Genomic DNA, 25187 nt, shown 5'->3' on the forward strand with positions numbered 1-25187 from the left:
CCCTGTTTCGTACCAGGAATCATCTCTTGAGTGTAGCAAACCCTATTTATCTAAAGGTGCTTTTCCCGTTGACGTATTAACATCATCAACGCCGGCAAGGCGATTGGCCGAACAAGAAAGGTATCAAGCAATACGCCTATTGCTACAGCAAATCCAAAGGCCCGCAATTCCACGACCGGCTGCGTCATTAATACGGCAAACGTTGCCGCCAAAATAAATCCAGCTGAGGAAATAACGCCGCCGGTTTTCGCGAGTCCCATTCTTACCGCTTCTGTATAGGAACGCGTCTTCTGCTCCTCGCGGATCCGCGCGACCAGCATGATCGAATAATCGACGCCGAGCGCTACGATAAATAAAAACGTATATAATGGAATGCGGTAGCTTAGCCCCTCGTATCCGAGCATATTCTGGAATACGAAAACGGTTATTCCCAGCGCGGCGCTATAGGATAAAAGAATGGTAACCAGCATATAGATCGGCATGATCCAGGATCGTGTTTGCAGCAGCAGCATAAACAGAATAATCAAAGCGACTATGATCATAACGATTTGTTCGTCGAATGCGTTAACCGCTTTTATATCCGAGTTGACAGCCGTGTCTCCTGCAATCCATAACTTCGCGTCCTCGATGCCGCTATCCTGAAGCAGCGAACTTTGATCGGCCAGAATGGTATCGGTCGTCAAAAACGCTTTATCGGTAAATGGATTATGAACAGGCACAAGGGTAAGCTTGGCCACCTTTTCCGATTGATCCGATAGCTGCGCGGTATGAACGGAAGCAACGCCTTCCCTATCTTTCAAAACTTCCGCCAGCCGGCGAATCTGCTCCGCCGAAAGGTTCTCGGAGCTCTCCACGATGATCGTGCTGGGCGACACATCGCCAGCCGAAAACGCATCGCTCAATTTTTGATAGCCTTTGACGGAAGACATCTCTTGCGGGAATGAGTCCAGCAGATTAAACGTATATTTGATGGGCGATATCATAGCGATGCCGATCGCGAGCACGAGCATAACCGCCGCGAGCGATTTCTTCGGATTGGATGTTACGAAGAGGCTAAATCGGCCCCAATAGGTTTGCTCCACCGGTTTCAAGCGACGCTTGTCGATTCGGAAAGGCCAGAAAGCCTTTGTGCCTGCCAGCGCAAACAAAGCCGGCATTAAGGTCAACCCCGCAGCAATCATCACCGCAACCGCCACGGCAAAGACGGGAGCGAAATTACGATACGATTCGAAGCTCGCCAAAAATAACGTCAACATGCTCATAAGCACGGTGCCGCCGCTGAACAAAATCGGCTCCGTCACGTTTCTGACAGCCCGCATCATCGCATCCTGGGCAGAAAAACCTTCCAGCAGATTTTCTTTGAACCGCGAGAATAATAACAACGAATAATCCGTAATAACCGCGAACAACAAAACCATCATAATGGACAAAGCTTGTTTCTCGATTACAAATATGTCTAACTGTCCCGCCAAGCCAAGCAGACGATCAACGATGGCATACGCGATGCCTGCTCCGATCAGCGGAAGAATTGCGAGCAATAAGGAACGATAGATAACGATGAGGATCAAAAAAATAATCGCAACGGTCGATAGGATCAATACGACATCCGCGCTTGAGAAAACCCTGGTGGTATCCGCCATGATTCCGGCCGGACCCGTGTAATCGAGCTGCACATCGGAGGGAAGCCCCGCCAACGTCTCCTCTTTCATGACATCAAGAAGCTCCATCACGGCGTCGTTTTCCAGATCGGCTGTCAAAAAGCCGGGCACAAAAAACGTTTTGGCGTCCTCCGCCACGAACGATTGACGCGCGCTTGCCGGCAACTCGGCAACATGTATGGCCTTCAATTCCCGCGACTCCAGAACTTTTTCTACGAAGACCGAATACTCCATAATCTCTTGTTCCGTAAATGCTGTGTCCCTGGACAATACAACAAACAATGGGATTCCCTCATCCGACGGAAAATACCGATCGACCAGCTTCTGGGCCTGAACGGATTGTCTATGCTCCGGCAATCCATGGTTCGTAATCGGAGAGGTTTGCTCCTTGGAGGAATCCGCCACGACAGACAATAGACCGGCTAGCAGCAGCCAAGCCATTACGATCAACAGCCATACCCGGTTCGCACTCCACCAACGCATGTTTTAGTCCTCCTTCTGTATCGAGAAGGTGACCGCTATGAACAGAATAAAACTAAACAATAACACCGTACCGCCGACAATAAACGTAATAAGCGTGATCGTTTCGTTCATATTAAAAGGGTTGACGTTATAGAAAAGCATGCCGACCGACAAGCCGATCGATCCGATGACGGACAGCCACCCATGCAGGGATACGAGCTTCTTCGCTTTCACCTTGAAAACCTGATAGAACAACCCCCAGACGAACACCGACAGCCAGCCTACTACAAGTATGTGCGCATGAACGGCGCGCAGCTGATAATTTCCGCTCCCCGCCATATCGGCCCCAAGGATCGCGCCGACCAGACCAAAAACGGCTGCCAAACGTATAAGACGCAAGCTCCATATTTTCTCCATAAAAAAACCTCCATACTTTTATTTGTACAGAGGTAGTATAAAAGCTGATTCTAAACTGTATCTAAACTGCTGTTGGCCTAAGAGGCAACGTTACCGTGATGCATGTGCCTTCGCCCGTTTCACTCGAGATTCGGATGTCGCCTTGATGCAGGGTGATCGTTTCCTTGACGATGGCCAGACCGAGACCCGTCCCCTTCGTCGACCGAGAGGCATCCGCGCGGTAAAACCGCTCAAATACGTGCGGCAAATCATCCTCGGCTATTCCTATGCCGGTATCCTCGAAGATCACGCTCACATGATCCTTCTCCGATTCTGTGCGGATCCGAATCTCTCCCCCGGGTTTATTGTATTTGATCGCATTCGTCAGCAGGTTCTCCCATACATTGTCCAACAAAGCCTCATTGCCTGTCAGGAGTAGAGGAGCTGCGTCCAGGCTGATCGAAATCCCTTCTTTTTCGAGAAGCCAGCGATATTTCATAACGGTTCGTTCGATTTGTTCATGCAAGGGATAGGTTTGCATGGCAACGGTCTTGTTTCGCTGATCCAGAGAGGTCAACACCAACAACTGTTTCGTTAAATTCGATAGCCGCATGGCCTCGCTTTCGATCACCGACGCATATTGCAGACGTGGCTCTTGGTCAAGCTCCGCTTGCTTCAAGAGGGCGGCATACCCGCCAATATTGAGCAGCGGGGACTGGAAATCATGCGACACGTTGCGAATAAAGCTTTTCCGCTCCTCTTCGTTGGCAAGGAGCTGCTTGGCCATCCGGTTAAAGCTGGCTGCCAGCGTGCCAAGCTCGTCCGAACGGTTAACCTGCAAGCTGATCTCGAAATTTTCCGCGGCTATTTGTTTCGTGGCCGCCGTCAGCGCTTTGATCGGATGAACCAGGTACCAAGCCGAGACGATGATGGCCAGCAAACTAATAACAAGCATCAGTAGCGCCATCCCGCCCATGATGGAATGAACCTCGCTGAACAGCATCCGAATATCCGGACGAACGAACATCGCATAGCGCTGCCCTTCGTGCACGAATGGAACGCCGATCGAATTCCGAATGTCATTGGCAAAAAAACCGGTCACAAACAGCTGTTTCGGAAAGTCGCGCATACCATGGTAGATGTCCCCGGCAATGACCTCTTCAACAATCGAATTGTCGAGCTCCTTCAGCCGGTATTCTCCGCCATAGTATCCGGAAGCTCCATTTTCGTTCACCACATAAAACTGGTAACCGATTTCGCCAAGCATCGCGAAGTGTTCCTGCAAATCAAGCTCCGCATGCTCGGAAATGTAAGCTGCCATACGACTCGCGATCATCGTATTTTTGGCGTCGTTCTGCTCCTTGAGCACTTGATGATAATACATATTCGTAGCGAGAAAAGCCAGCACAGTGCTGAGAAGCATGATACACAGCGCAACAATGAGATATTTTACATATAGAGACGATTGCACTTTCATGGCGATACCTCTATTCGATAACCAACGCCGCGAACCGTATGGATGCGTACGCATGAGCCCAGCGAAGCGAGCCGTTCCCGGACCCGATTCATATGGGTATTGAGCGTATGATCGCTTTCGTATTCCAGTCCCCATACCTGCTCCATCAAATATTCACGTTCGAACACTTGTCCAGGCCTTGATGCGAGTATGGCCAGCAGCTCGAACTCCTTGAGAGGAAGGAGCAGCTTTTTTTGTCCTTGAACGACCTGGAGCGTCTGCCGGCGTATCTCCAAATCCCCTAATGCAATCGTCGTATCCGTCGGCTTGTCGTATCTCCTTAATATAGCCTGTATGCGAAAGAGAAGCTCTTCGGGCTCAAAGGGTTTGACCAAATAATCGTCGACTCCAGCCATATACCCTTCGCGTTTATCCTCCAGCTCGCCCCTGGCCGTCAGCATAAGCACCGGCAAGTCCCATTCTTTTTTCAGCTTGTCGGTTAGAGCCAGGCCGTCCAGCCCCGGCATCATCACATCTACGATAGCCAAATCCACTTTATCATCCATCAGCGCCAAGGCCGTATCTCCCGAAATCGCAGTCCGAACCTGATAGCGCCACGAGACTAAATGCAGCCGCACAAGCTCAAGTATGTGCAGGTCATCATCTGCCACCAATATCGTTCGCATGATCTCCCTCATTCCAAAAAGAAACATCTACTTCTTGTTCATTATAGCCGATGGGCATGTGAAAAAGGGATACCCCCTGCCACGAACTCGTGCTCAGGGGATATCCCTTTGATTTTACTTATTCAACCTCTGTGTCCTTTCCGGAATGCTCAAGCATCGTCATTATGAATTTGACGGCTTCCGCTCTTGTGGTTTGCGCCAAAGGATCGAATGTATTGTTCCCTTTGCCCTGGAACAATCCGGCCTGAACGCCGACAGCGACATGCGCTCTGCCCCATTGCGGAATCTGATCGGCGTCCGCGAATTCCGGTCTTGCATTCGGATCAACTTTGAGCTGCAAGGCACGAACAATCAGGTTCGCGACCTGAACGCGACTGGCTCCGTCCTCAGCCCCGAATCGTCCATCGGAATAACCTTGAAGCCATCCCAATTCCACTAATGCCCGAATAGATCCGCGAGCCCATAGCGGAATTTTCGCGTTGTCTGCGAATAGGGTTCCTTCACCCGACTCTGTAACGGTCAAATTCAATGCTCTGCTTAGCATAACCGCCAATTCTGCGCGCGTGACAATGGCATTGGGTCTGAACGTGTCATCCTCGAAGCCCAACACGATTCCTTTCGCGACAGCTTTCTTTACCAAATCCTCTGCCCAGTGTCCCGCAATATCCGACAAGTTGGATGGAAGTGGCGGTTGTTCCTCTTCCCCCTCTTCGCCTGGCATTGGTTCTTCCGCTTTGACGATGATGGTAAACGTTTTGGTCTCCTTGACGATGCCTTTGCTGATCGTTGCGGTCATACTGACCGTCACGTCCGCTTCGCCGGCTGCAGGCCTCGCAACCAATCGTCCGTTATCTCCAATAAAGTCGGTATTGGAGCTCTTCCAGGCAATTGTCGTTCCGTTAAGACCGGCTGTCGGCAATTTCAGATCCGATATAACGGAAGAAGTACTGCCCAGTTCCAATGCATCTTTGGCTTGTTTTACAAACGCGATATCGGGATTAATCCATACATTGCCCGAACCGTCGCCTGGCCCCCCGCTTGTCGTTTGCGCTTTAATCGTCACCTGGAACGTCTTCGTTCCGCTTTCCGTTCCTTTAGTGACCGTCGCGGTTAACGTCAACGCGAGATCCGCTGCGCCGACGACAGGACGTTGCAGCAAGCTGCCGTTAGCCGTCATATAAGCCGGGTTCGAGCTTTCCCATGTGATTTGCGTGTCTTGCAGACCGCTTGTCGGCAAGCTCAAGCTGGATGTAATCGCACTTGTGTCTCCCAGCGTCAACGCCGCCAGAGCTTCGGCAACCGCCTGCTCATCCGGATTCGTCGGCACGTCCTCTTCCGCCTTGACCCTTACGGCAAAGGACTTGCTTGTGCTCCCCTCTTCCTTGGTCACCGTCGCGGACAATACGATCGTTGTATCGCCTTCTTCGACGCTTGGTCTGCCGATCAGCGTACCGTCATGTCCGACAATAGCCGGGTTAGAGCTCGCCCAAACGATCCTGGAGTCATGCAATCCTGTTGTCGGCAATATCAAATTATTCTCCACGGCATCAATCGCCGTGAGCACCAAGGCATTAGCGGCCAATTGCGCTTCCGCTTCGCCCTTCGGCATGACATCGATCGTAATGTTATCGAATGTCGCGGTCGAGTGGAACACTCTTACGCCTACGCGGCCTTGGCTAAACGTATTGTCCGTAGCAGTAACCGTGACTACTTGTTTGCCATCATCAAGGGAAAATGTCATTTGGTTGCCCTTAACGATCAAGGTTTGTTTGACGGGCTGATTCATCGTCACCTGATAAGGCAACTCTGTACCTATCCTCACGAAATTTCCGTTTACATTTTTGTACAGGCAGATTTTAGCCGCAGTATGATGCGTACTAATATTCGTTTGATAGAAATTGTTCGCATCTTGCATTCGAAACAGCATGCTGGTGTCCGAACCGCTCTTGATCGTCGCGGTTCCTTCATAGATAAAATCCGTCAGCGTTTCGTTGTAATACGCAATGCCGTTGCCGGATGGAGCAGCCAGCTTAAGCTCGCCATTTTCCACGCTCATCGCGCCTTCGGGATTGCTCCAGCCTGTAGTCGTGCCGTCCGCAAAATCTTCGGTATAGACGCGGTTTTTGGACTCGCGCGCCACGACCGGCAAAATGCCGCTCTGGCTTGCCAGTTCCCGTCCGTTCGGCAATTTCGCCAGCACTTGCAAGTGGTAATGCTTAAATGTTTCTTTGGGCAATACATACTCCGTGCCCGTAATTACTTCTTCGTGCACGACATGCTGCAGCTCCTTGTCTTGCGCGATGACGACGCGGTAGGAATCCACGCCGTTGCCGGCAGGGTCTTCCGGTGATTTCCAGCTTGCCCGGATAAGCTCACCGTTTGCTCCCGCTTCCTCAAGGTCGACAAAAAACGGCGTGTACATCTTGTAATCGGCCGGGAAAGCGAATAACCTTCCTTCGCCCGGCAGAAGCTCAGTCGTCAATTGTCCGGCTGCGGCATCATAATTGGCGGGTACCTCCAGACCGCTTTGTTTGGATACCTCCAGCACGTTCGAAACATCCGCATGAATATCAAAGGTAAAGCTCCCGCTATTCGTTAACGACTTGTTGACGACCATCATATACGATCTGCCGTTGCGCTCATCTGCAAACAACGTAAGCAGCACATCGTCCGTCGCCTTGGTCGGCTTCCAGATAAAGTCCGCCGGAACCTTGCTTGCATTTGCCGGGATGGTGCCATTGTGATAAATGTCTTTGGCCTTCAGATTGATCAGCGTCCGGCCGATAGCCTTGACTTCGGCATTGATCTTTTGGATCCATTCGAAAGCCTCCGTTTTCTTGCCTTCCGCATCGATGATGGCTTCGAAAAAGCTTTCGCTGCGGCCCGTAGGCGTCCACCAGGTAAACCAATGCATCGCCTTGTAGTCGTAAGCAAGCGTCGCGAAGGCATCCAGACGCATGTCGTTTTCGGTCGGCTTGCGATATTCGTTCGGCTGCCCGACGTTCCACCCGATGGATTGCAGGAACCGGGATACCGGCACGTCATTTGCCTCGCCTACCTTGCGGAAATTGTCCAGCACAGGGAAATATACCGCTCTGTAGTCGGAAGGCCCGTAGAAAGGATAATCCGCATAATTCAAATACTTAAGTTGATCCGCGCCTACCGTGCTAACCCAGAGGTTTGCATTTGCCCCGCCGGCCAAGCTCACATAAGGTACGGCATCGGGATCGTATTTCAGGAATTTCTGATAGACGGCCGCAAAATCCGTCATTTCCGCATCCGTTGGCTCATCTTTGACATAATAGCCGTACAAGCCCGGTCTGCCGTCATAGTCTCGTACAATTTCCTGTACGAGCTTATCCGTAAATCCGGCAGTCGATGGCACGAAGCGAGAGTCGGATACCTGCACCCTCATATCTCTTTCCGCAGCCAGACGAAGCATTTTTTTGTTCGTTTCGATCTCCTGCAAGTCGCCCGAATTGACATTAAGGATCAAATCCACATGAGCTTGCTGCAAGTAATCGTATTGCTCTTCATTGACATAATCTTTGGTTGGCGGCCAGAACACGCCGATTTGAATATTCTCTTTGTCCCGATCCGGCAAGGCTTGTTTCTCGTATACTTTGACGTGTTCGACCCAAACGACCGAATTAAACGCCTTGATGCCGACATAGCCGCTGGAGAAAGTCGCGTCTTTAGCCGTAACGGTTAATGGCCCATCGCCATCGTCGACCGAGAACCGCAGCAGATCTCCATCCGCCACCAGCGTCATATTCATCTTGACGCCGGCTTGCGCCGTAAAGGCTACTGGCTCGCCAATTGGAGTGTATTCGCCATTAACGTTTTTGTATAACCGGATCTGGCCATTGTTCCAGCCGTCCGTGCTCACATTCGTCTGATAGAAGTTGTTGGCATCTTGCGCTCGGAAAATCAAGCTTGTATCGCTTCCGCTATCGATCGTCACTTCGGTCGTATATTTAAAATCATCGAACGTACGGCCCGAATAGTAGGCCATTCCGTTCTTCAAACGATAACCATCGTTCACGATCGAGCTTTCGGCAGACTCTTCTACAGCCCATTTATCTCCGAGCTCCGACATTTCAAAGTCCTCGCGATAATTCAGGTACCGGAATACGGGATCGTAATCGTCGTCCTGACTCGCCGGCGCTTGACCGAACACCTCGATCTCGGCAAACTGCATCGCATAACTTCCGTTATTGTCCTGGTGCAGCTTGTTTCCTTCGACCTTCACATAACGAACATCCTGCAACGGACCTACATCGAATTTTTGCGCCGATCCGCTGGCGGGGTTCGTAAAGCTCTGTTTGTCATGAACCGTTGTCCAGTTCACTTTATCCGTGGATACGCTGATCGCAAAGTCGACCGGGAAACCAACTCCCTTGTTCAGACCCGAATCGTTGCGCGGCCACAACACCACTTGGTCGACGGTAAACAACGAGCCCAGATCGACCATAATGGAGCCCGTTTCGGCAGCATTCGAGGTTGGAAGCGTTGTAAAACCCAACGAGCCCGCTTGGCCAACCGTCAGCCCGTCCACGGCTTTTTCTTTGCCCCAGCCGTCCTGCGCATATTCGCTAGATACCGTTACCGTCCTGGATCTCGCCAGGTTTTTCCTTTCGGCCGATTCCGGCCGGTCCGCCATCAATACCGCCGTAAACGTCCTCTCGGCGACGTCCTGGCCGACTTGCACGGTCGCTGTCAGCGGAATCAGGACATTGCCGGTTCCCGCGGAAGGCCTTTTCAACACCTCGCCGCTGCCCAGCAAATATTCCTCATTGCCGCTCGACCAAGTGACCGTACTGCCCATTGGACCTGCCGAAGGCAGCGTAATATTGGCGACAATGCCGGATAATCCGTCGATCTCCAGAGCCGCCGCCGCCGCATGCGCCTGATTGTTGGCAACCAGCTCAAGGTCGGCAAACGCCACATGATTGCTGCGGTTCGCGACGCCGGAATAAGTGACCAAACCCGCTTCCCAGCCAGCCGGACTGACGCCCGACAAAGCAATGCGGGATTGCTGCTCCTTGCCGGCTATCGGATACCACTGACCGTTATGGCCGTAAAATCCGGTAAACGTCTCTCCGTTCTGCACCAATTTCAGCGAGACCGGCAAAGTCGCATAATTGCCCTGCACCGCGCTGAGCATTTGGCCGTTCAGATCGCGCGCTTGCAATTCCATTCTGCCCTCCGGCGATATCGCGAGCGAGACATGGGCGGCCGTATCTGTGTCTCCCGCCGCTCGAATCAGCAAGCCCGCCCGGCCGCTCTGTCCGTTTGCCGGAATCGCGTGCTCGGTTATATCAACGGACAACTGCTGCTGATGTCCGCTAACTGGCTGATACACGAAAGCATAATCGTTGCTTCCTGCAGCAATCCCTTTCGCGGCAACGCCTAACGTCAGCCCTTGCTGATCAGGGATGATCTCTCCGCTCGCCGCCCCTGCAAAGTTGTATACCCAAGGTTCCGGCAAGGCGCGTACTTCAATATCAAGGTCCTTGGACTCGGCGCCTGACGATACATGGATCGTAGCCGTTCCCGGCGCCAGGGCTCTCAGGGTCATGCCTTCGATTTCAATAACTTGATCATCGCTAGTCGTTAAGTCAGGCTGCGGCACGGGCAGCAAGGACCCATCTTCCTGCCACAGTCCTGCATGAATTTGCGTCGTCTGACCGACCAGCAAATTTGTCGCCTCGGCGCTGGCTTCCAGCAGCGAAGCCGCTTCCCCTTGGTAAATCTCCAGCTCCGAAAACTGGAACGCATACTCTGCATTGTTGTCCGGTCTCATCGAGCTTGTCTCTACCCGAACGTATTTCGCCATTTCGGCAGCAGGCAATACCAGCTCCACCGTTTGGCCAGCTGTAGGCCGAGCGATCTCGCTGCGTATCAATACGCTATTCCAGACCACGCCGTCCATCGAAGTTTTGACTTCGATCTGCTCCGGAATGCCGAAGCCGGCGGAGGCTCCGTCATTTCTTGGCCAGAGCACAATACGTTTCACGGGATAAGCCGCTCCCAGATCCACTTTGAACCAAGCCGGCGAAGTCGGGGCGGTCTTGGACGGATAGCTGCTCCATCCGTTGCTGCCGTCATTTACACCGCGAACACCGTCTACTGCATAGTTTTTGGCCCAGCCCCAATTGCCGATATCGCTGGAAACGTCGACGCTTTTATTAAGCGCCAAATTGAGATCGGGATGCTGTGGCTCTGCGGGCGCCGGTAAAACGGTTGGCGTCTGCGGTCCCGTATAGCTCGGGAAATCGCCTTGCAGGGCGAATAGTCTGCCTTCGCCCGGAGGCAGAGTCGTTGTCATGCGCCCTGTGGCTGCATCAAAATTGGTCGCCGACAACGCGCCCGTTTCTCTCGATATTTCCTGAACGGACAACACGCGATCATCCGCTTGCAGGTTAAACGTCTGGCTTTGCGTGCTTCCAAACGCTTTGTTGACCACCATCACGTACGATTGTCCCGTTTCCTTGTGCTTCATATAGGAAACGATCAATTCGTCGTTCGATTGTACGGGACGCAGCAGGAAATCGGACGGTACGGACTTCGTGCTGCCCGTAGGCATCGTCGCGCCGGAATGATACACCTCATGGGCGTCCAGCTTGATCAACGTTTTGCCCAGTTGGCTCATTTGGCCATTGATGCGTTGGAAGGGTTCGTACAAATCCGTTTTGTTGCCTGCAGGATCGATAATGGCATTGGTAAAAAACTCGGATCGCTCGCTTGGCGTCCAATACGTGAACCATGTGACGTATTTGAAGCCATACGCAAGATAGGAATAGGCGCTAAACGCCAGCTCGCGGCTATTTGGCCTGCGATTGTTCAAGCTTTGCGCGCTGCTGCCGAATCCAATCGACTGCAGGTATGCTCCCGTTTTGACCCCATAATCCAGTCCCACCTGACGATAGAGGTTCATCGTATCGTAATAGCTGTTGTCGAAAGAATTGGTACGGAACGGATAATGATCGTACATGAGATAACGCAAATTCGATTGACCCGCATCGTCTTTACCGACGGCTTCCATCCAGGCGCGTACATAATCCTTTTCGTACGTCCCGCCGTAAATGTTGGGCAGCAGATTTACATACGGATTTTTTTGATCGTCATGCTTGAGCACTTCCCGATAAATATGCGCTTCGCGAGCCAGCTCTCCCATGCCGGGTTCATCCCGAATGTAATAACCGCCCGCGCCCCAATAATCTTTGTACGTGGCTACGACCTGCGCGATATCCGCATCCGTTCCCCGAATTCTGGGATCCGCTACATTGACCTTCAGATCCGTTTTTTCGGCAAGCTCCAAAATTTTCATGTTTTTTTCTTCGGTATCGAGACCGGAGCCCAATACGTTCTGGACGATGTCGACATGCGCGTCGCTGATCGCCTGGTATTGCTCCAGATTGGTATGCTCCCAGGTCGGCGGCCAGAAAATACCGATCTGGAATTGATCCTCGCCGCTTTCTATACGCTCCCTATGCGCTTTGACGATGACGTTAAACACCTTTTCACGCACTACGCTTCCCTTGTGGACCGTCGCGGTCAGCGTCACCGGCACATCCGGCCCACCCGCGGCCGGACGCTGGACTTTGCCGGCAGGCGAGATGACGGACGGTTCGGTGCTCTGCCACGTGATCTCCGATTCATACAGCCCTATTGCCGGCAGCGGCAAGCTGGCGTACAACTCGTTCAAGCCTTCCGGAAACAGCCTCCCGTAATCGTTATCCACCGCTTCCTCGTCGCTAATGTCGAGAGAAGCCCGGAACACTTCCATCTCCCGGAACTGCAGCGTTAAAGCTCCCCGATCGTCCGGGCGCAGCTTGGTAGCTTCCAGTCGGACGTAACGCCCCTCCAGCATCGACACCGTTGCCGTATGCGGCGTAACGGTCGTTGGCTGCTCAAATCCGGTTTCCTCGGCAACCGTCGTCCATGTCTCATTGTCCGCGGATATTTTCAGCTTAAAATCGATCGGGAAACCTGCACCGATATTCCCCGTGCCATTGTCGTTCCTCGGCCATAAAGCAATCTCGCCGACCGGATACGCCATACCCAGGTCGATCTGAACCCACGCCGGCTTGCTTTCGGAAGCCTGGGTTTGCGTCGGCAATGTCGTGAAACCGTTTTCCATCGCGCCTGGAAGACGGGGGCCGCTTTTGGCCCCGTCTACTAAATTACTCCTTGTCCAGCCTTCTCCCGAATTTTCGTAGCTGCTGGAGGATGTTACCGATTTGCCTAATGCTACATTTACGCGTTCGCCTTCCGCGGCTTGAGCAATCTGAGCTGTCGGCAACAGGCTTACGATTAAACTCGCAATGAGCAGATACGCCATATAGATACGTCTAGACTTGATTCCCACGCCAATTCTGCCTCCTTTTGACATGATTTGATGGTCTGGCGGCATCAACGATTTTTAACTGCAGCTTCCCAGGCTTTATCCATGTTTTTCAGCATCTCGTCGGAATTAATCGCTTTCAGGTACACGCCTTGCGCGGACGTCATCAATTCCGCGGTTCCGGCGCCGCCGAACTCCCAGCCTTGATCCAGGAACGGATAGCTGTTGCCGCTTGCCACCACTTCCGCAATATGCTGCAGCGAAGGATCCACGTCTCCCGTTTCGCCATTGATCGTCATAAACGCTTGTTGGCTCTTTGCCCACTCCTTTTGAGTCTCCGTTTTGCTCCAGAACTCCAGATAACGTTTGGCAGCGTCGACCACTTTGGAATTTTTGTTGATGGCAAATGTGGTTCCGACTGCGGCAGAGGCGATTACGGGTTGCCCATCCGCGTTGGAAGGCATCGGAATCATGCCCACCTCCAGCTCCGGATTCGACGCTTTAATGCCCGGCAACGACCAGTTGCCGTCAATGTACATCGCCGCTTTTCCGGTAGCAAAGGCTTGCTGCGCTTGATCCAGACTGACGCCGGTGCTTTTTTCGGTCAAGTAGCCCTTCTCGTCGAGGCTGTACCATTGCGCGTTCATATCCTTCCAGCCTTCCAGGAAGGTGGTTTCTCCGGCATTAAGCTGCGCGTCGAAGTCCGGATTTTGAGCATATACCGTGCTCGGAGCCATCGTATACAGCGCGGCTAGCGTCATCCAGCCGTCGTTGTTGCCGATGGAGATGGGCAAAATTCCGGCCTGTTTGATTTTTTCGGCCGCCGCCAGGAACTGAGTCCAGTTTGTCGGGATCTCGATCGACAAGTCCGTAAAAATTTGTTTGTTGTAATAGACGCCAAGCACGTTCATATCATTGGGAATCGCATAAATCTGTCCATCGTTGGAAGTCGCCTTGAGCGAAGCATCCGTGAAGTTTTTAATCCACGACTCGCCCGACAAGTCCAGCAAATATCCAGCTTTGCCATACGCGATAACATCGGACAAGCCCGGATGAATCATAATGACGTCGGAAGCGTCGTTGGCGGAGAAACGCGCTTTCAGAAACTCTTTGAATTGCGAGCCCGGCATGCCCTCGTAAACGACTTTAATATCCTGGTTTTCTTGCATGAATTTTTCGTTCAGGTCGGGAAGAGCGCCAAGCTCCGCGCCTGATTTGAATCCGGTCACTTTGAGTTCGACCACCGATGCCGCAGGAGTTGGCTTGTTGGAATCGTTTCCATCGGTCTGCGGCTGATTGCCGCCGTTGCTGCTTCCGTTGCCTCCGTTATTGCCCGAACAAGCCGCGATTACGAGCAACATAGCCAACATGGCCAATAGCCCTGCCAACCCTCTTGATTTTCCGTTCATTGTTGAAGCCTCCCTATTTGTTTTGAATATGGTGTTTTATCACACATTAAGCGTATAAGATCGCCACAAATATGAACATTGCGTAAAATCATTATTTAGTCCGTTTTATTCGGATGTTGGTTCGCCAATCGGCCGTCTCGCACGAAAAAAAAAGAAGAAGCGCGGCAAGCGCTCCCCCGGATCGTTATTGAGCTTTCTCCCTGTAGCTCAACGGTGTCAGCTTGTAATGCTTGCGGAATAACGTGCTGAAATATTTGGGACTGGTGTAGCCTACCGCCTCCGATACCTCATACACCTTCATATCGGTTTCTCTCAGGATCCGTTTGGCCTCTTTCATGCGGACTTCCGTCAAATAGTCGATAAACTTCTGGCCGGTAGATTCCTTAAACAGCTCGCTCAAATAGGTAGGGTGCAAATAGACATGCTGGGCCAACAGCTCCAGGTTCAAATCCGCATTGGCATATTGCTCGCGTATCATATCCTGCACCCGAGCGATGATTTTTCGCTGCCCCTGATGTTCCTCGAAGCTCAGTCCTTCGACAAACTCCGAGATGGCTCGCAAAACAACGGATGGAGTAAGCGCGACAGGCAATCGCTGCACAAGCTGAGTGATGGAGGTGCGCAAAGCTCCGGCCAACCGGGACTGGATCGCGCTGATTAACGGCGATGACATATGGGACAAAAACAAGAAGCAACGAGCGGTAATTTGCGACGGGTGCGTAAAGCTCATTCGAACAATATCTTCCTTCCATTGCCTAAGGAGCGCCAACGTTTTGTCGCCTTCGTTGGTTTCCAGCGCCTGCGCCAACGTGACAATGCGCTGCCGGTCTTCCTCCGCCTGCTGGGCAAAATCCCCGCCGCTATCGGCAAACATATGATTCAGCGCCAGCTGATAGGCATCCTGCAGCTGCTCTATATGGGCAAAGGAATCCGAGCAGCCGATCGCCTGCAGCCTTGCCCCTTGCTGGTAACTGCCCCTTCGATCCCAACCTAGTTTGGTCAAACGACTCTTCCATTCTCCCTGGGAGGGCATATCATTGCCTACAATGACAAACAAGGTACAGGATTGCGCGGCCACGATGCCGATTACCTGCTCGATACCGTCAGCCATCGTACGCAAATGACCGGCTACCAGTTCGACGTGCAGGCGGTCGATATTCGTATAACCATCCTCCCAAAGCAGAAAAATGACGGAAAATTGCCGCGCTTTGCCGACTTCGCGCTCCCCCTCTCCCAAGGCGAATTGCAGCTCTTTCAAACGGTCCGTATTTTGCGTAACGAACCATTCCAACAGCAGCTTCTCGAGCTGCATCGTGGTCTGCACGTCTCTTTCCTTAATGCGGAGCTCCGTTCTTCGCACGGCCTGCACAAGCTCGTCGCGTTGCACCGGCTTTAACAAATAATCCGATACCCCGTATCGCATCGCGGTCTGGATCATATGAAACTTCTCGTAGCCGGTCAAAATAATTTTGTGCATTTGCGGGTAGCGGGCATCCAGCTCCTTGGCAAGCTCCAGACCATTCATCCCGGGCATTTGAATATCGATAATCGCCAAATCCAATGCATGCTGTCTGGAAGCGCACAATGCGGCCTGCGCATCTTCGCAGGTGTCCACCACCTTCCACTCCGGCAACAAGCGACGAATCATTTGGGACAACCCGTTCCGGATCATCTCTTCGTCGTCGATGATGATCATTTGCAGTTCTGACATATTGATCCCCCCGTTACCAATACTTCATTTTTAAAGTGACAACCGTTCCGCCGGAATCTCCCTTTCTAATATCAAGACCATACTCCTTGCCCCAATACGCTTGAATTCTTCGATGTACATTTTGCAGGCCGATATGCTGCTCCCTTTCGTGACTGTTTTCTTGCGTGCTGTCATAAAGCAATTCTCGTATTTCCGCCAAACGCCGCTCGCTGATCCCCTCTCCTGTATCCAAAACTTCAATGACTAACTGCCCAGCTTCTCGCCTTCCTTGCACGGTTACCTTTCCAACGCCGCCTAACGGCGCAATGGCATGAATGATGGCATTCTCCACCAACGGCTGCAGCATCCACGGCAATGTAAACGCATCCAATAATTCCTCGGGAAAATCGATCACAAACTCCATTTTCGGGAAACGAATCTGCTGCAGCTGCATATAAACGCGGGTATATTCGAGCTCCCGGGAAACCGATGTTAATTCTTCATTTTGCTGCAAAGAAAGACGAAACAGTTTTCCCAGCTTCGTAACCATGTCGGCCACCTCGTAATCCTCATTCAGCTCGGCTTTCATGTTAATGGACTCCAGCGTATTGAACAGAAAATGCGGATTGACCTGGCTTCGCAGCAATTTAAATTCCGCCTGCTGCTTGTAGATCCGCATCGCCAGCTCCCGGTTTACCAGGGAGTGGATTTGCTCCACCATCATGTTAAAGCTTCTGCCCAGCTGCCCGATCTCATCTTGCGCCTTGACCTGCACGCGCACGTCGTAATCGCCAAGCTCCACGCGCAGCATGGAACGTTTCATACGTTTCAAAGGTTCGATAATCCAGCGGGTTAATACGGATGACAACGACAGCGCGAGCAGCACCGCCACCACCGTAAACGTCCACAGCAGATTGCGCATCAAGCGCAGCTCATCCGACAATTGTTTGACGGGAACCGTATTGACGACGGACCAGCCCGTCGTGTCCGAACGCACGAACTGCACCATGGTTTCTTCCCCATGTATATAGTCGACAAATCGTCCGTATGGTCCTGTGAGCTGCGGCTCGAACGGTTGATTCATTTGACCCTCGTCCTCATGATAAATAATTTCGCCGTTCTGATCGACGATAAACAGATTCGGTGAGGACGGCATTCTCGTTTCCGTCAGCAGCTCATGCAAAAATTCCATCGACACGTCAATCAACAAAATGCCATGCGGATTTCGTGTCGATACGTTGACGATACTGCGTGCGTAGGAAAAAATGTAATCTCCTTTTTCTTTTTTCCCCGTTAACGGCCGATAAGGCGGGATAATTACCCCGCCTCCATCCGCTGCAATGACACGATCGAACCAGCCGTCGGCCGCAAAATCATCATGATTGACTTGTTGGCCGGAGCCGTATTGCGAATACTGCACCTCTTTGTCCCGAATCCAATAAATGCCTTCGATATCCTGAAACGGGATAATCAGCATCATATTTCGCAGCGCCTTGTCGACCGCTATTTTTTCCGTATAAACATGCATGGGATCTTTATTTTCCGTCAATCCGTCTATGCCGTCCAAATAAAAGGTCATGGAGAGCCGATCGATTTGGCGAATATAGTTGTCCAGATTGAGGCCAATCTGATCCGTCAGGTTCAGGCCGTATTCGCCTACCCGCTCCGTCAAATTTTCATGATAACGCTGGAATCCCAAAATCGTGACCACAATGACCGGAATGATAATCATCAGCGCATATACAGAAAACAATTTTTTGTCCAGATTCCAGTCTCTGAATTGTATAACGTCCCTCCAGTGTCTCATTCCGCAGCCCCCGAATCCCGTTATCCTTTTAATGACCCCGCTGCAATTCCTTTAATAATATATTTTTGCAAAAATACATAAACGAGCAGCAGTGGAAGCACGGACAACACCATGCCGGGAAACAACAACGCCCAATTGGTCACATGCTCTCCGACAAACATATACAGCTCGATCGTAATGGTACGGTAGCTTTGGTCTTGCAAAAATAACAACGGAACGATAAAGTCGTTCCAGGTATTTAACGAACATAATACGACTACAGTCGCGGTTACCGGCTTAATAATCGGAAATACGGCCAGCCAAAAGGCACGAAACAAGGAACAGCCGTCTATTTTGGCCGCTTCCTCCAGTTCCTTGGGCGACGTTCGCAGAAATCCCGCATACAGGAAAATGGCAAGCGGCAGGTTCAACGCCGTATAAATCAGCATCGCGCCATAGTAGGTGTTTACCATGCCCATCGAATTAATGAGTTTATACAAAGGAACCATGGCAAGTTGGAACGGCAGCATAATGCCCGCCAAAAAGTACATATAGATGACGGAATACGCCTTTTCGGCGCGTCTGGCAAGCGGATATGCAGCCATGGAGCCCAGCAATACGAGCAGCGTCACGGATCCCGCGGTAATAAGCACGGTATTGCCGAGCACAAGCGGAAACCTCATTTGCAGCCAAGTAGCCGCATAGTTGGAGAAATTGATGGAGCTTGGCAACGAAAGCGGCGATAAAGCCATTTCTTGCGATGATTTAAATGTCATGGATACGATAAATAACAGAGGATATAAAGCAATTAAGGCAAGTATAATCATCTTTATTTCTAAAATCCATATCCTTTTTTTATTCGTTGATAACATTTAATGCACCTCTCTTCGACGCAACAGCAATATTTGTGCTAACGAGATGATAAATACAAAAAAGAACATGACAACGCCCATGGCCGTGCCGTAACCGAAACTGCTTTTCGTAAACGCGGTGGAAAACAGCAGCGTTGTCATCGTTTCCGTTGCGTAGTAGGGGCCGCCCTTGGTCGTGACATAAATAATATCAAACGCCTTCAGCGTGCCGATGCTGGAAAGCACGATATTAATAGTGATGGACGGCGCCAGCAGCGGAAAGGTAATCGACTTGAACTGCTGCCATTTGCCTGCGCCGTCGATATCGGCGGCTTCATACAAGTCTCCCGGAATCGTCTGCAGATTGGCCAAATAGATCACCATCGAATATCCCGAAAACTGCCATACCGCCATAACCACGATGCTGTATAACGCGAACTGCGGATCGCCGAGCCAGCTTTGCTCCCATCCGGTTAAGCCGACAGAGCGCAGGATCGTATTCAACACGCCGTTTTGCGGCTCATAGATGTACGTCCACGTATAACCAACCACAAGCGGGCTCAAAATAGCCGGCACAAAAAACAGCGTTTTCAAAACTTGCTTGCTGCGGATTCTGGAATCCATCGCCAGTGCGAGCGGCACCCCGATCGCATTTTGAATCAAGACGACAAACACCGTAAATATCATGGTGTTGCGAATCGCTTTGGCGAATACGCCGTCCTCCATCAAATTAACAAAGTTGCGCAAGCCTACAAAATCCATCGTTTGATACAGGCCGTTCCAATTCGTTAAGCTGTAGAAAAAACTGCCCAATACGGGACCCAATAAAAATGTCGTATACACGATAATGGCAGGTGCAAGGAAACCGGCCAATATAAAATGCTCCTTGCGACTCATCGTCATCTTCAGCAACTTCTCTCATCCCCCTCCGTATACCTTAATCCTATCGAATATGGGCCTCCGATTATATTGCCTAGAATTCATGTTTAATCTCTTTTTTTCGGATGTTTACGCGACCTTATTGGCATCTTCATCGGACAAATACAAAAATAAAAGAACCTTGCCAACGCAAGGTTCTTTCAATTTCATTCGTTATTTCCGGCCAAGGGAAGGCAGTTAATTGCCTTTCCGAGCACGATCAACCGCTCTACTTACCGTTCTGCATCCGGAAGCTCCGTCAACGTCACGTCATCCAGCCACATCGCATCCGTTCCGGACATAAAGAAGTAGATCCAGTTATGGTCATAGGCGGCATTGATATCCGGCGAATATTCCAGCTCGAGCAGCTGCCATTCGCCGTTCAGCGTGATGTCCGCGTTAGCCGTGACCGGATTGCTGCCCCCGCCTGCCAGCATCTCGTGGACAGAGACGCTGGCAGTCCCGGCTGTAAGCCCCTTGACCCAGGCGCTCAGCTTGTAGCGTTTGCCGGGTTCGAGCAGGAAATCCTGCAATGATCTCGCCAAAGCGTATTCGCCTCCCTGCCGCTCTATCCGCAGAGAACGCCCGCCGCCGTGCGAGACCTCGTGGTCCCATACTCCCGTCGGCGAATGCCATCGGTCCGGGAAGCTGTTCGGCGTAGCCGTTTCAAATCCGGGATTATCCAGCAAATTACCGGCTTCAGGCGTTCCTGGCGATGCCGTCAGGTCCACAAGCGCCGCGTCATCGATCCACAGCTTATCGGTTCCGGACATAAAGATATAGACCCAATAATGTTCATATGTCGCATTGGCGGCGGGCTCATACTCCAATTCCATCGACTGCCACTGATGATTGGCGGCGGCATCCGCATTCGCCACCATGGTCACTCCGCCATCCGCGGCGACTCCATAGAGGGACATGCTTATCGAGCCCGTCGACGCGCCTTTAACCCGGGCGCTCAGCTTGTAGTGATTGCCGGCTTCCAGCTCGATATTCTGATCAGCGCGGACGAACACATACGAAGCGCCGTTAAGGTCCAGCCTGAGCGAGTAATTACCGCTGTAATACTCCTCATGATCCCATGCTGCCGAGGTTGATATCCAACCATCCGCGAAGCTGCCTTCTTCGCCGCGCTCAAAACCAGGATTTTCTACCAAATTAGCCTGATTGCCAGACTGCTCCAGATGGATCGGGTAGAAATCCCCCGGATTCCAGACCATGCCTCCGCCCCAGGTGATAAAACGTTCCTTGCCATGGAAGTTGCGGAAGAAGAAGCCGTATAACGTGCTGGTTTGCGCCGGATCAACGCCAATGCTGGCGAACGGAATGGCTTGAATCGCATTCCAGCGGTCTGTGCCCACATGGGCCTCGGCGTACCACTCGCCGTTATAGGTCGGGTCCTGGAATGATTTGTATTCGAATTTCACTGCAAGCGGGTTCGAGAAAAAGCCGTAATACGTACCATCCCGATTGCCGGTTACATACGTCTCTACCGAGTCGTCCGCGCCGCTTTTCCACCATTCGCCCGGCGCGCTTTCGCTGACCACCATGCTTGCCAGATCATCGTCCATATTTTCATAACCTACGTACAGGTTTTCATCATCCCATAACAGGTAGACATTGGTTTCTTCCGGCACCTGCTGCTTCGTGCCCATCTCCCTGAAGTCGCTCATCGCCACCGCGTCCGCCCAAGGCCCGGATTGAAAATCGGTTGCGTTCATGATTTCGGCTTGGCTGGAGGATGTTTTAATGGCTTTCGCCGACAAATTCGGCAGTTGTCCAACGGTGAATACCATCGTCTCGAACGTCGATTTGATCGGTGCAATCCGCAGCTTCTCTTCCGCATTAGCCAAAACCCACGCCTCGTCCAAAGCAGCTTGAGCGGCATCCGCTATACCCGCCTGAATCACGTATCGTCCGATGTATTGGCTTTCGCGCGAATAGACGTTGACGGATTGTTGGTCATAGTTGTAGCCTTGTTTGATCAGATCATAATAAGTTTCCATCGCTTCGGCAGCCGCACCATAAGCTTTAGTCAAAAACTTGTCGGTCAATGCTTCAAGATCGGCATCGGGATTCCAATATAGTTGATGGATAAGCCAGTATTGCAAGGCGTTAATCCCCCATATATCCCCGTTGTCGACTTGGCCCTCGGGCATCACGCCGAGAATGCCCAGATCGCGATAATATTGCATATCGGCCTGCACCTTATCGGCAATCGGACGTTCGTACACATGGGTCGCGCAGCAGCCGTAGTAGTTATACATCAGAATATTATCCGTCGCGTCCGCCCAGGCTTCAAGCTTTAACTTATAGCCGTAGTTGGCATTGTTTTGATCCGTTGTGTTAAACGGCTCCCTCACATCCTCCGCAGCCGGTGCCATTACGATAACGATATTGTCTTCCAGCTCCACCTTGGGCGGGATATCCGTAAAGAAATACGCGAAGGTCGTTACTTTGACATCCGGATGCGTCAGTTTGAGCTCGGCCGCTACTTTATTGAGAAATGTAAAGAAAACCGTTGATTTATAAGCCGGATCTTCCGGCTGGACAACAAGTCCGTCGGGGGTCGTAAACGGCAAATTGCTTAGCTCCCCTTGGCTGAATACCTGATTATCCATAATGCCTACGCCGACGTATTCCAGCGGCTGGACGGCAAGCAGCGCTCGAATCTCGCTGGCGACTACGCCGGGAACATCCGGGTGATAGAAATTAATTTGGGAGTCATTCGACACTGGGACGTATTGCCCGTTAATCTCGTTATAGTACTCGGGATGCGCGGCAAAATATTTGTCATTCGGCAGCCAGGAATCCAGATTATGGCCAAGCAGGAGCGGCGTAATGCCGACGCTGTTATGACGGTTCCAATACTGCACATTGCCCATTTCCGCCAACTTGACGTTTAGTTTGTTGCGGGCGAGCATCTTCTCCGTATCCAGATCCGAGTGGAACTCCCCGTATTTGCCAGAACCGGTCGTATGCCAACCGCGCAGCAGGAACGGCGATTTCTCGGCATAATTCACTTTGTTTGCTAAAATGGTGGATTGAGGCTCATATAACATGCCGGAATCAACGGAGCGAGTCCATAGAATATCCGCGTTTTCTTCGAGAAAATCATACACGCCGTTAAGTACGCCTCGCGAATCATCACCAAGGATGTAAATGCGATTGCCCGCGGCGCGAACGGCGAAACCGTCGGAGCCGGCAACAAAGCTGTAATCATCCGCGTACTGGCTGGCAAGCTGCGGTTCGGTCTCCGGCGTGGCAAGCACGATCTCCGTTTTGCCCACGGCATTGCCCGAGGAGATCGTCGTAATCTCCGGAGCCGGTCCTTGCTCGGCATCCACTTCGATCAACCTGACTTCATCCACCCACATCGAGTCCGTACCGGACATGAAGAAATAGACATTATTGAAATTGTACACGGCAGCCGCGTCAGGAGCGTAGTCCAGCTCCACCAATGTCCATTCCGTCGTTAAAGCGCTTTCGGCCCGGGCAGTTACCGGATTGCTGCCGCCGCTGGCTTGCCGCTCGTGAATTTCCATATTCATCGTCCCGGCGCCAGTCGCCTTTACCCAAGCGGTCAGCTTGTAGGTTTTGCCCGGCGTCAAATGCAGCTCCTGTTCGCTTCTGGCATACATGTAGGGATTGCCTTCCAGATCGATCCGCATCGAATGTTCGCCGGATTTCGTTTCCGCGGCATCTCTGACGCCGGCTGGCGAATGCCAGCCTTGCGGCAGCGTGCCGCTTAACTGCTCGAATCCCGGATTGATCAACAGGTTCGATGCATATTGTACGGCAAGCTCGGCTGTATGGAGCGCCGTGCCGCCCATGCTTGCTTGCACTTCGACGCCATAACTGCCGTCGGCCAAAGCGGCCGTAATTTCGAACGAACCTCGAATGATCTTTCGTTCATTTGCGCCTACGCTTACCTGTGTCGGCAAGTTAACGGGTAAGCTGCCGATTGGCGTCAAGGCTATTGTTGCCGGGCTGGACTGGTTATTAACGATGTGCACTTCAAGCGGGTAGTGTCCGCTTTTGGTCAACGTTAATTCGCGATTGGCAAACAAGACGCTTACCGTCGCCGACAAATCCCGTTTGAAGATCGGCAGCTCGGCTCCGCTGACCCGTTTAATCGTCTCCTGCAATTCCTGCGCCGCGTAAAGCATCATGTCATCCGCTTCCGCGCCGATCGCAATATCCGCGTTCGCTGTCCCCGCGCTAACGATGGCGGGGAGCGTATCGGGATCCGGAGGATTCGTTCCCCCGTTTCCGTTGCCGGAGCCCGCGCCGGAAATGGGTACAACCGCTGGTTTTTTGCGTGTATCGCCGGCAACCAGCTCGTCTTCAATCGTAGCCGTGCTATCGGAGGCAAATTCAACTTCGACAGGCCATTTTTCCAATTTCGAGCCGCTAACCAGGAAGAGAGCGGATGCGATGGTTCCCTCTCCGGTCACAATCGCCGGAGCATGAATGATCAGCTTGCCTATCTTGGCCGATGCCGCCAGCTGTACATTCCCGCCCGCATTCATTTGCAGCTCTCGAATCTCGGAACCTTCGCCGACTTGAATGTTGATTTGCCCATTCCATTTGTCAGCTCTGACCGGTCCTGCCAAAGTCGAATTCAACAACGTGATGCCAGGGTCTCCCCCGCCAAGGATAAACGTCGAGCCCAGCACAGTGACGCCTTCAAGCGTGACTTCGCCGTCATTGACCCCTTGCGTAATATACAAATCCCCTGCTATTGTCAGCTGGCTTAATTTCACCCCCGAGCGATTGATGACCAGGTTTCCGGCCACGTCGGACGAATAAGTCCCCGGCTGCTGGATTAACGTTCCCATCACATTTTGAATCATTTGCACGACTTCGGCGCGAGTCGTGGATTTTCGCGGCTGAAACAGATTTCCTCCGTTCCCCCGCACGTATTGCTGCGCTTGCAGCGCAGCCACTGACGCCACTGCATAATCCGCTATGCTCTCGCGATCCTCGAAGGTTGGAACGGTTTTACCATCCGCACTTACGTGAAAAGCGCGGGCCATAATAACCGCGGCGTCCTGGCGGGATATCGCGTTGCCGGGAGAAAATTTACCGTTACCCGTCCCTTGAACAATTCCAAACGCGTCCAATTTGGCTACGTCCCGCGCGTACCAGGCATTTTCCGCTACATCGGAAAATGAATGGCCCTTGCCGGATCTATCGGGAAAATAAAAGACCCGATTGATAAACGCCGCAAATTCGGCTCTCGTGACGGGACTGTCCGGACGGTAAATCTGATCGCCAAAACCGTTTAATAAAGCGCTTTCAACCCATGACTCCATAACCTCCTTCGCCCAATGCTGCGAGAGATCGGAGGTTGGCTGTCCAGCTTGCTCGGCTTGCTCAGCTTTCACTGCTTGCACAGCTTGCACGGCTTGCGTCGCTTCGCTTGCCGCTCCAGCCTGCTGCGGCGGCAACCCAATAAGCATCATACAGACAATAATAACTATTGATATCCAACGATTGCGCTTGTCCCCGTTCATCGTACC

The 25187-nt window shown here is 52.0% G+C and carries 11 protein-coding genes; all 11 read right to left on the reverse strand.

Annotated elements, in window-relative coordinates; genetic code table 11:
- Positions 1 to 50 precede the first annotated feature (50 nt).
- The 11 genes from B1748_RS15415 to B1748_RS15465 all read right to left on the reverse strand — a co-directional run bounded on the left by B1748_RS15415 (position 51) and on the right by B1748_RS15465 (position 25181).
- Positions 51 to 2141 carry an MMPL family transporter gene (locus B1748_RS15415; protein ID WP_087568822.1) on the reverse strand — a complete coding sequence of 697 codons (2091 nt, stop codon included), beginning with the start codon at positions 2139 to 2141 and terminating at the stop codon, positions 51 to 53.
- A 3-nt stretch (positions 2142 to 2144) separates the two neighbouring features.
- On the reverse strand, positions 2145 to 2537 hold the full coding sequence (locus B1748_RS15420) for a hypothetical protein (protein WP_087568823.1): 393 nt from the start codon (positions 2535 to 2537) through the stop codon (positions 2145 to 2147).
- A gap of 61 nt (positions 2538 to 2598) precedes the next feature.
- Positions 2599 to 3993: a sensor histidine kinase gene (locus B1748_RS15425; protein ID WP_087568824.1), complete on the reverse strand. Its 1395-nt coding sequence runs from the start codon at positions 3991 to 3993 to the stop codon at positions 2599 to 2601.
- Positions 3990 to 4658 carry a response regulator transcription factor gene (locus tag B1748_RS15430; RefSeq protein ID WP_087568825.1) on the reverse strand — a complete coding sequence of 223 codons (669 nt, stop codon included), beginning with the start codon at positions 4656 to 4658 and terminating at the stop codon, positions 3990 to 3992. The genes B1748_RS15425 and B1748_RS15430 overlap by 4 nt, the downstream gene beginning before the upstream one ends.
- Positions 4659 to 4776: 118 nt before the next feature.
- Positions 4777 to 13032, reverse strand: coding sequence for an immunoglobulin-like domain-containing protein (locus B1748_RS15435; protein ID WP_179215601.1), 8256 nt, complete (start codon positions 13030 to 13032; stop codon positions 4777 to 4779).
- Positions 13033 to 13076: 44 nt separating this feature from the next.
- Complete coding sequence (locus B1748_RS15440; protein WP_087568827.1) at positions 13077 to 14417, reverse strand: ABC transporter substrate-binding protein; 1341 nt, start codon at positions 14415 to 14417, stop codon at positions 13077 to 13079.
- A 184-nt stretch (positions 14418 to 14601) separates the two neighbouring features.
- Positions 14602 to 16128: a response regulator gene (locus tag B1748_RS15445; protein ID WP_087568828.1), complete on the reverse strand. Its 1527-nt coding sequence runs from the start codon at positions 16126 to 16128 to the stop codon at positions 14602 to 14604.
- Positions 16129 to 16141: 13 nt separating this feature from the next.
- Entirely contained in the window at positions 16142 to 17914 is a 1773-nt protein-coding gene (locus B1748_RS15450; protein ID WP_087568829.1) for a cache domain-containing sensor histidine kinase, read from the reverse strand.
- A gap of 20 nt (positions 17915 to 17934) precedes the next feature.
- Positions 17935 to 18765 (reverse strand): carbohydrate ABC transporter permease, encoded by an 831-nt coding sequence (locus tag B1748_RS15455; RefSeq protein WP_087568830.1) that lies wholly within the window; start codon positions 18763 to 18765, stop codon positions 17935 to 17937.
- Positions 18766 to 19647 (reverse strand): carbohydrate ABC transporter permease, encoded by an 882-nt coding sequence (locus tag B1748_RS15460; RefSeq protein WP_256975702.1) that lies wholly within the window; start codon positions 19645 to 19647, stop codon positions 18766 to 18768.
- Between the two features lie 248 nt (positions 19648 to 19895).
- A complete protein-coding gene (locus B1748_RS15465; protein WP_087568832.1) occupies positions 19896 to 25181 on the reverse strand; it encodes a DUF4838 domain-containing protein in 5286 nt (1761 codons plus the stop codon).
- Positions 25182 to 25187 lie beyond the last annotated feature (6 nt).

The organism is Paenibacillus sp. MY03, assembly GCF_002165585.1.
Taxonomy (GTDB): domain Bacteria; phylum Bacillota; class Bacilli; order Paenibacillales; family Paenibacillaceae; genus Pristimantibacillus; species Pristimantibacillus agaridevorans.

Coding starts and splice junctions, on each gene's coding strand:
- B1748_RS15415 (WP_087568822.1), bottom strand. CDS start 2,141: ATGCGTTGGTGGAGTGCGAACCGGGTATGGCTGTTGATCGTAATGGCT.
- B1748_RS15420 (WP_087568823.1), bottom strand. CDS start 2,537: ATGGAGAAAATATGGAGCTTGCGTCTTATACGTTTGGCAGCCGTTTTT.
- B1748_RS15425 (WP_087568824.1), bottom strand. CDS start 3,993: ATGAAAGTGCAATCGTCTCTATATGTAAAATATCTCATTGTTGCGCTG.
- B1748_RS15430 (WP_087568825.1), bottom strand. CDS start 4,658: ATGCGAACGATATTGGTGGCAGATGATGACCTGCACATACTTGAGCTT.
- B1748_RS15440 (WP_087568827.1), bottom strand. CDS start 14,417: ATGAACGGAAAATCAAGAGGGTTGGCAGGGCTATTGGCCATGTTGGCT.
- B1748_RS15445 (WP_087568828.1), bottom strand. CDS start 16,128: ATGTCAGAACTGCAAATGATCATCATCGACGACGAAGAGATGATCCGG.
- B1748_RS15450 (WP_087568829.1), bottom strand. CDS start 17,914: ATGAGACACTGGAGGGACGTTATACAATTCAGAGACTGGAATCTGGAC.
- B1748_RS15455 (WP_087568830.1), bottom strand. CDS start 18,765: ATGTTATCAACGAATAAAAAAAGGATATGGATTTTAGAAATAAAGATG.
- B1748_RS15460 (WP_256975702.1), bottom strand. CDS start 19,647: ATGACGATGAGTCGCAAGGAGCATTTTATATTGGCCGGTTTCCTTGCA.
- B1748_RS15465 (WP_087568832.1), bottom strand. CDS start 25,181: ATGAACGGGGACAAGCGCAATCGTTGGATATCAATAGTTATTATTGTC.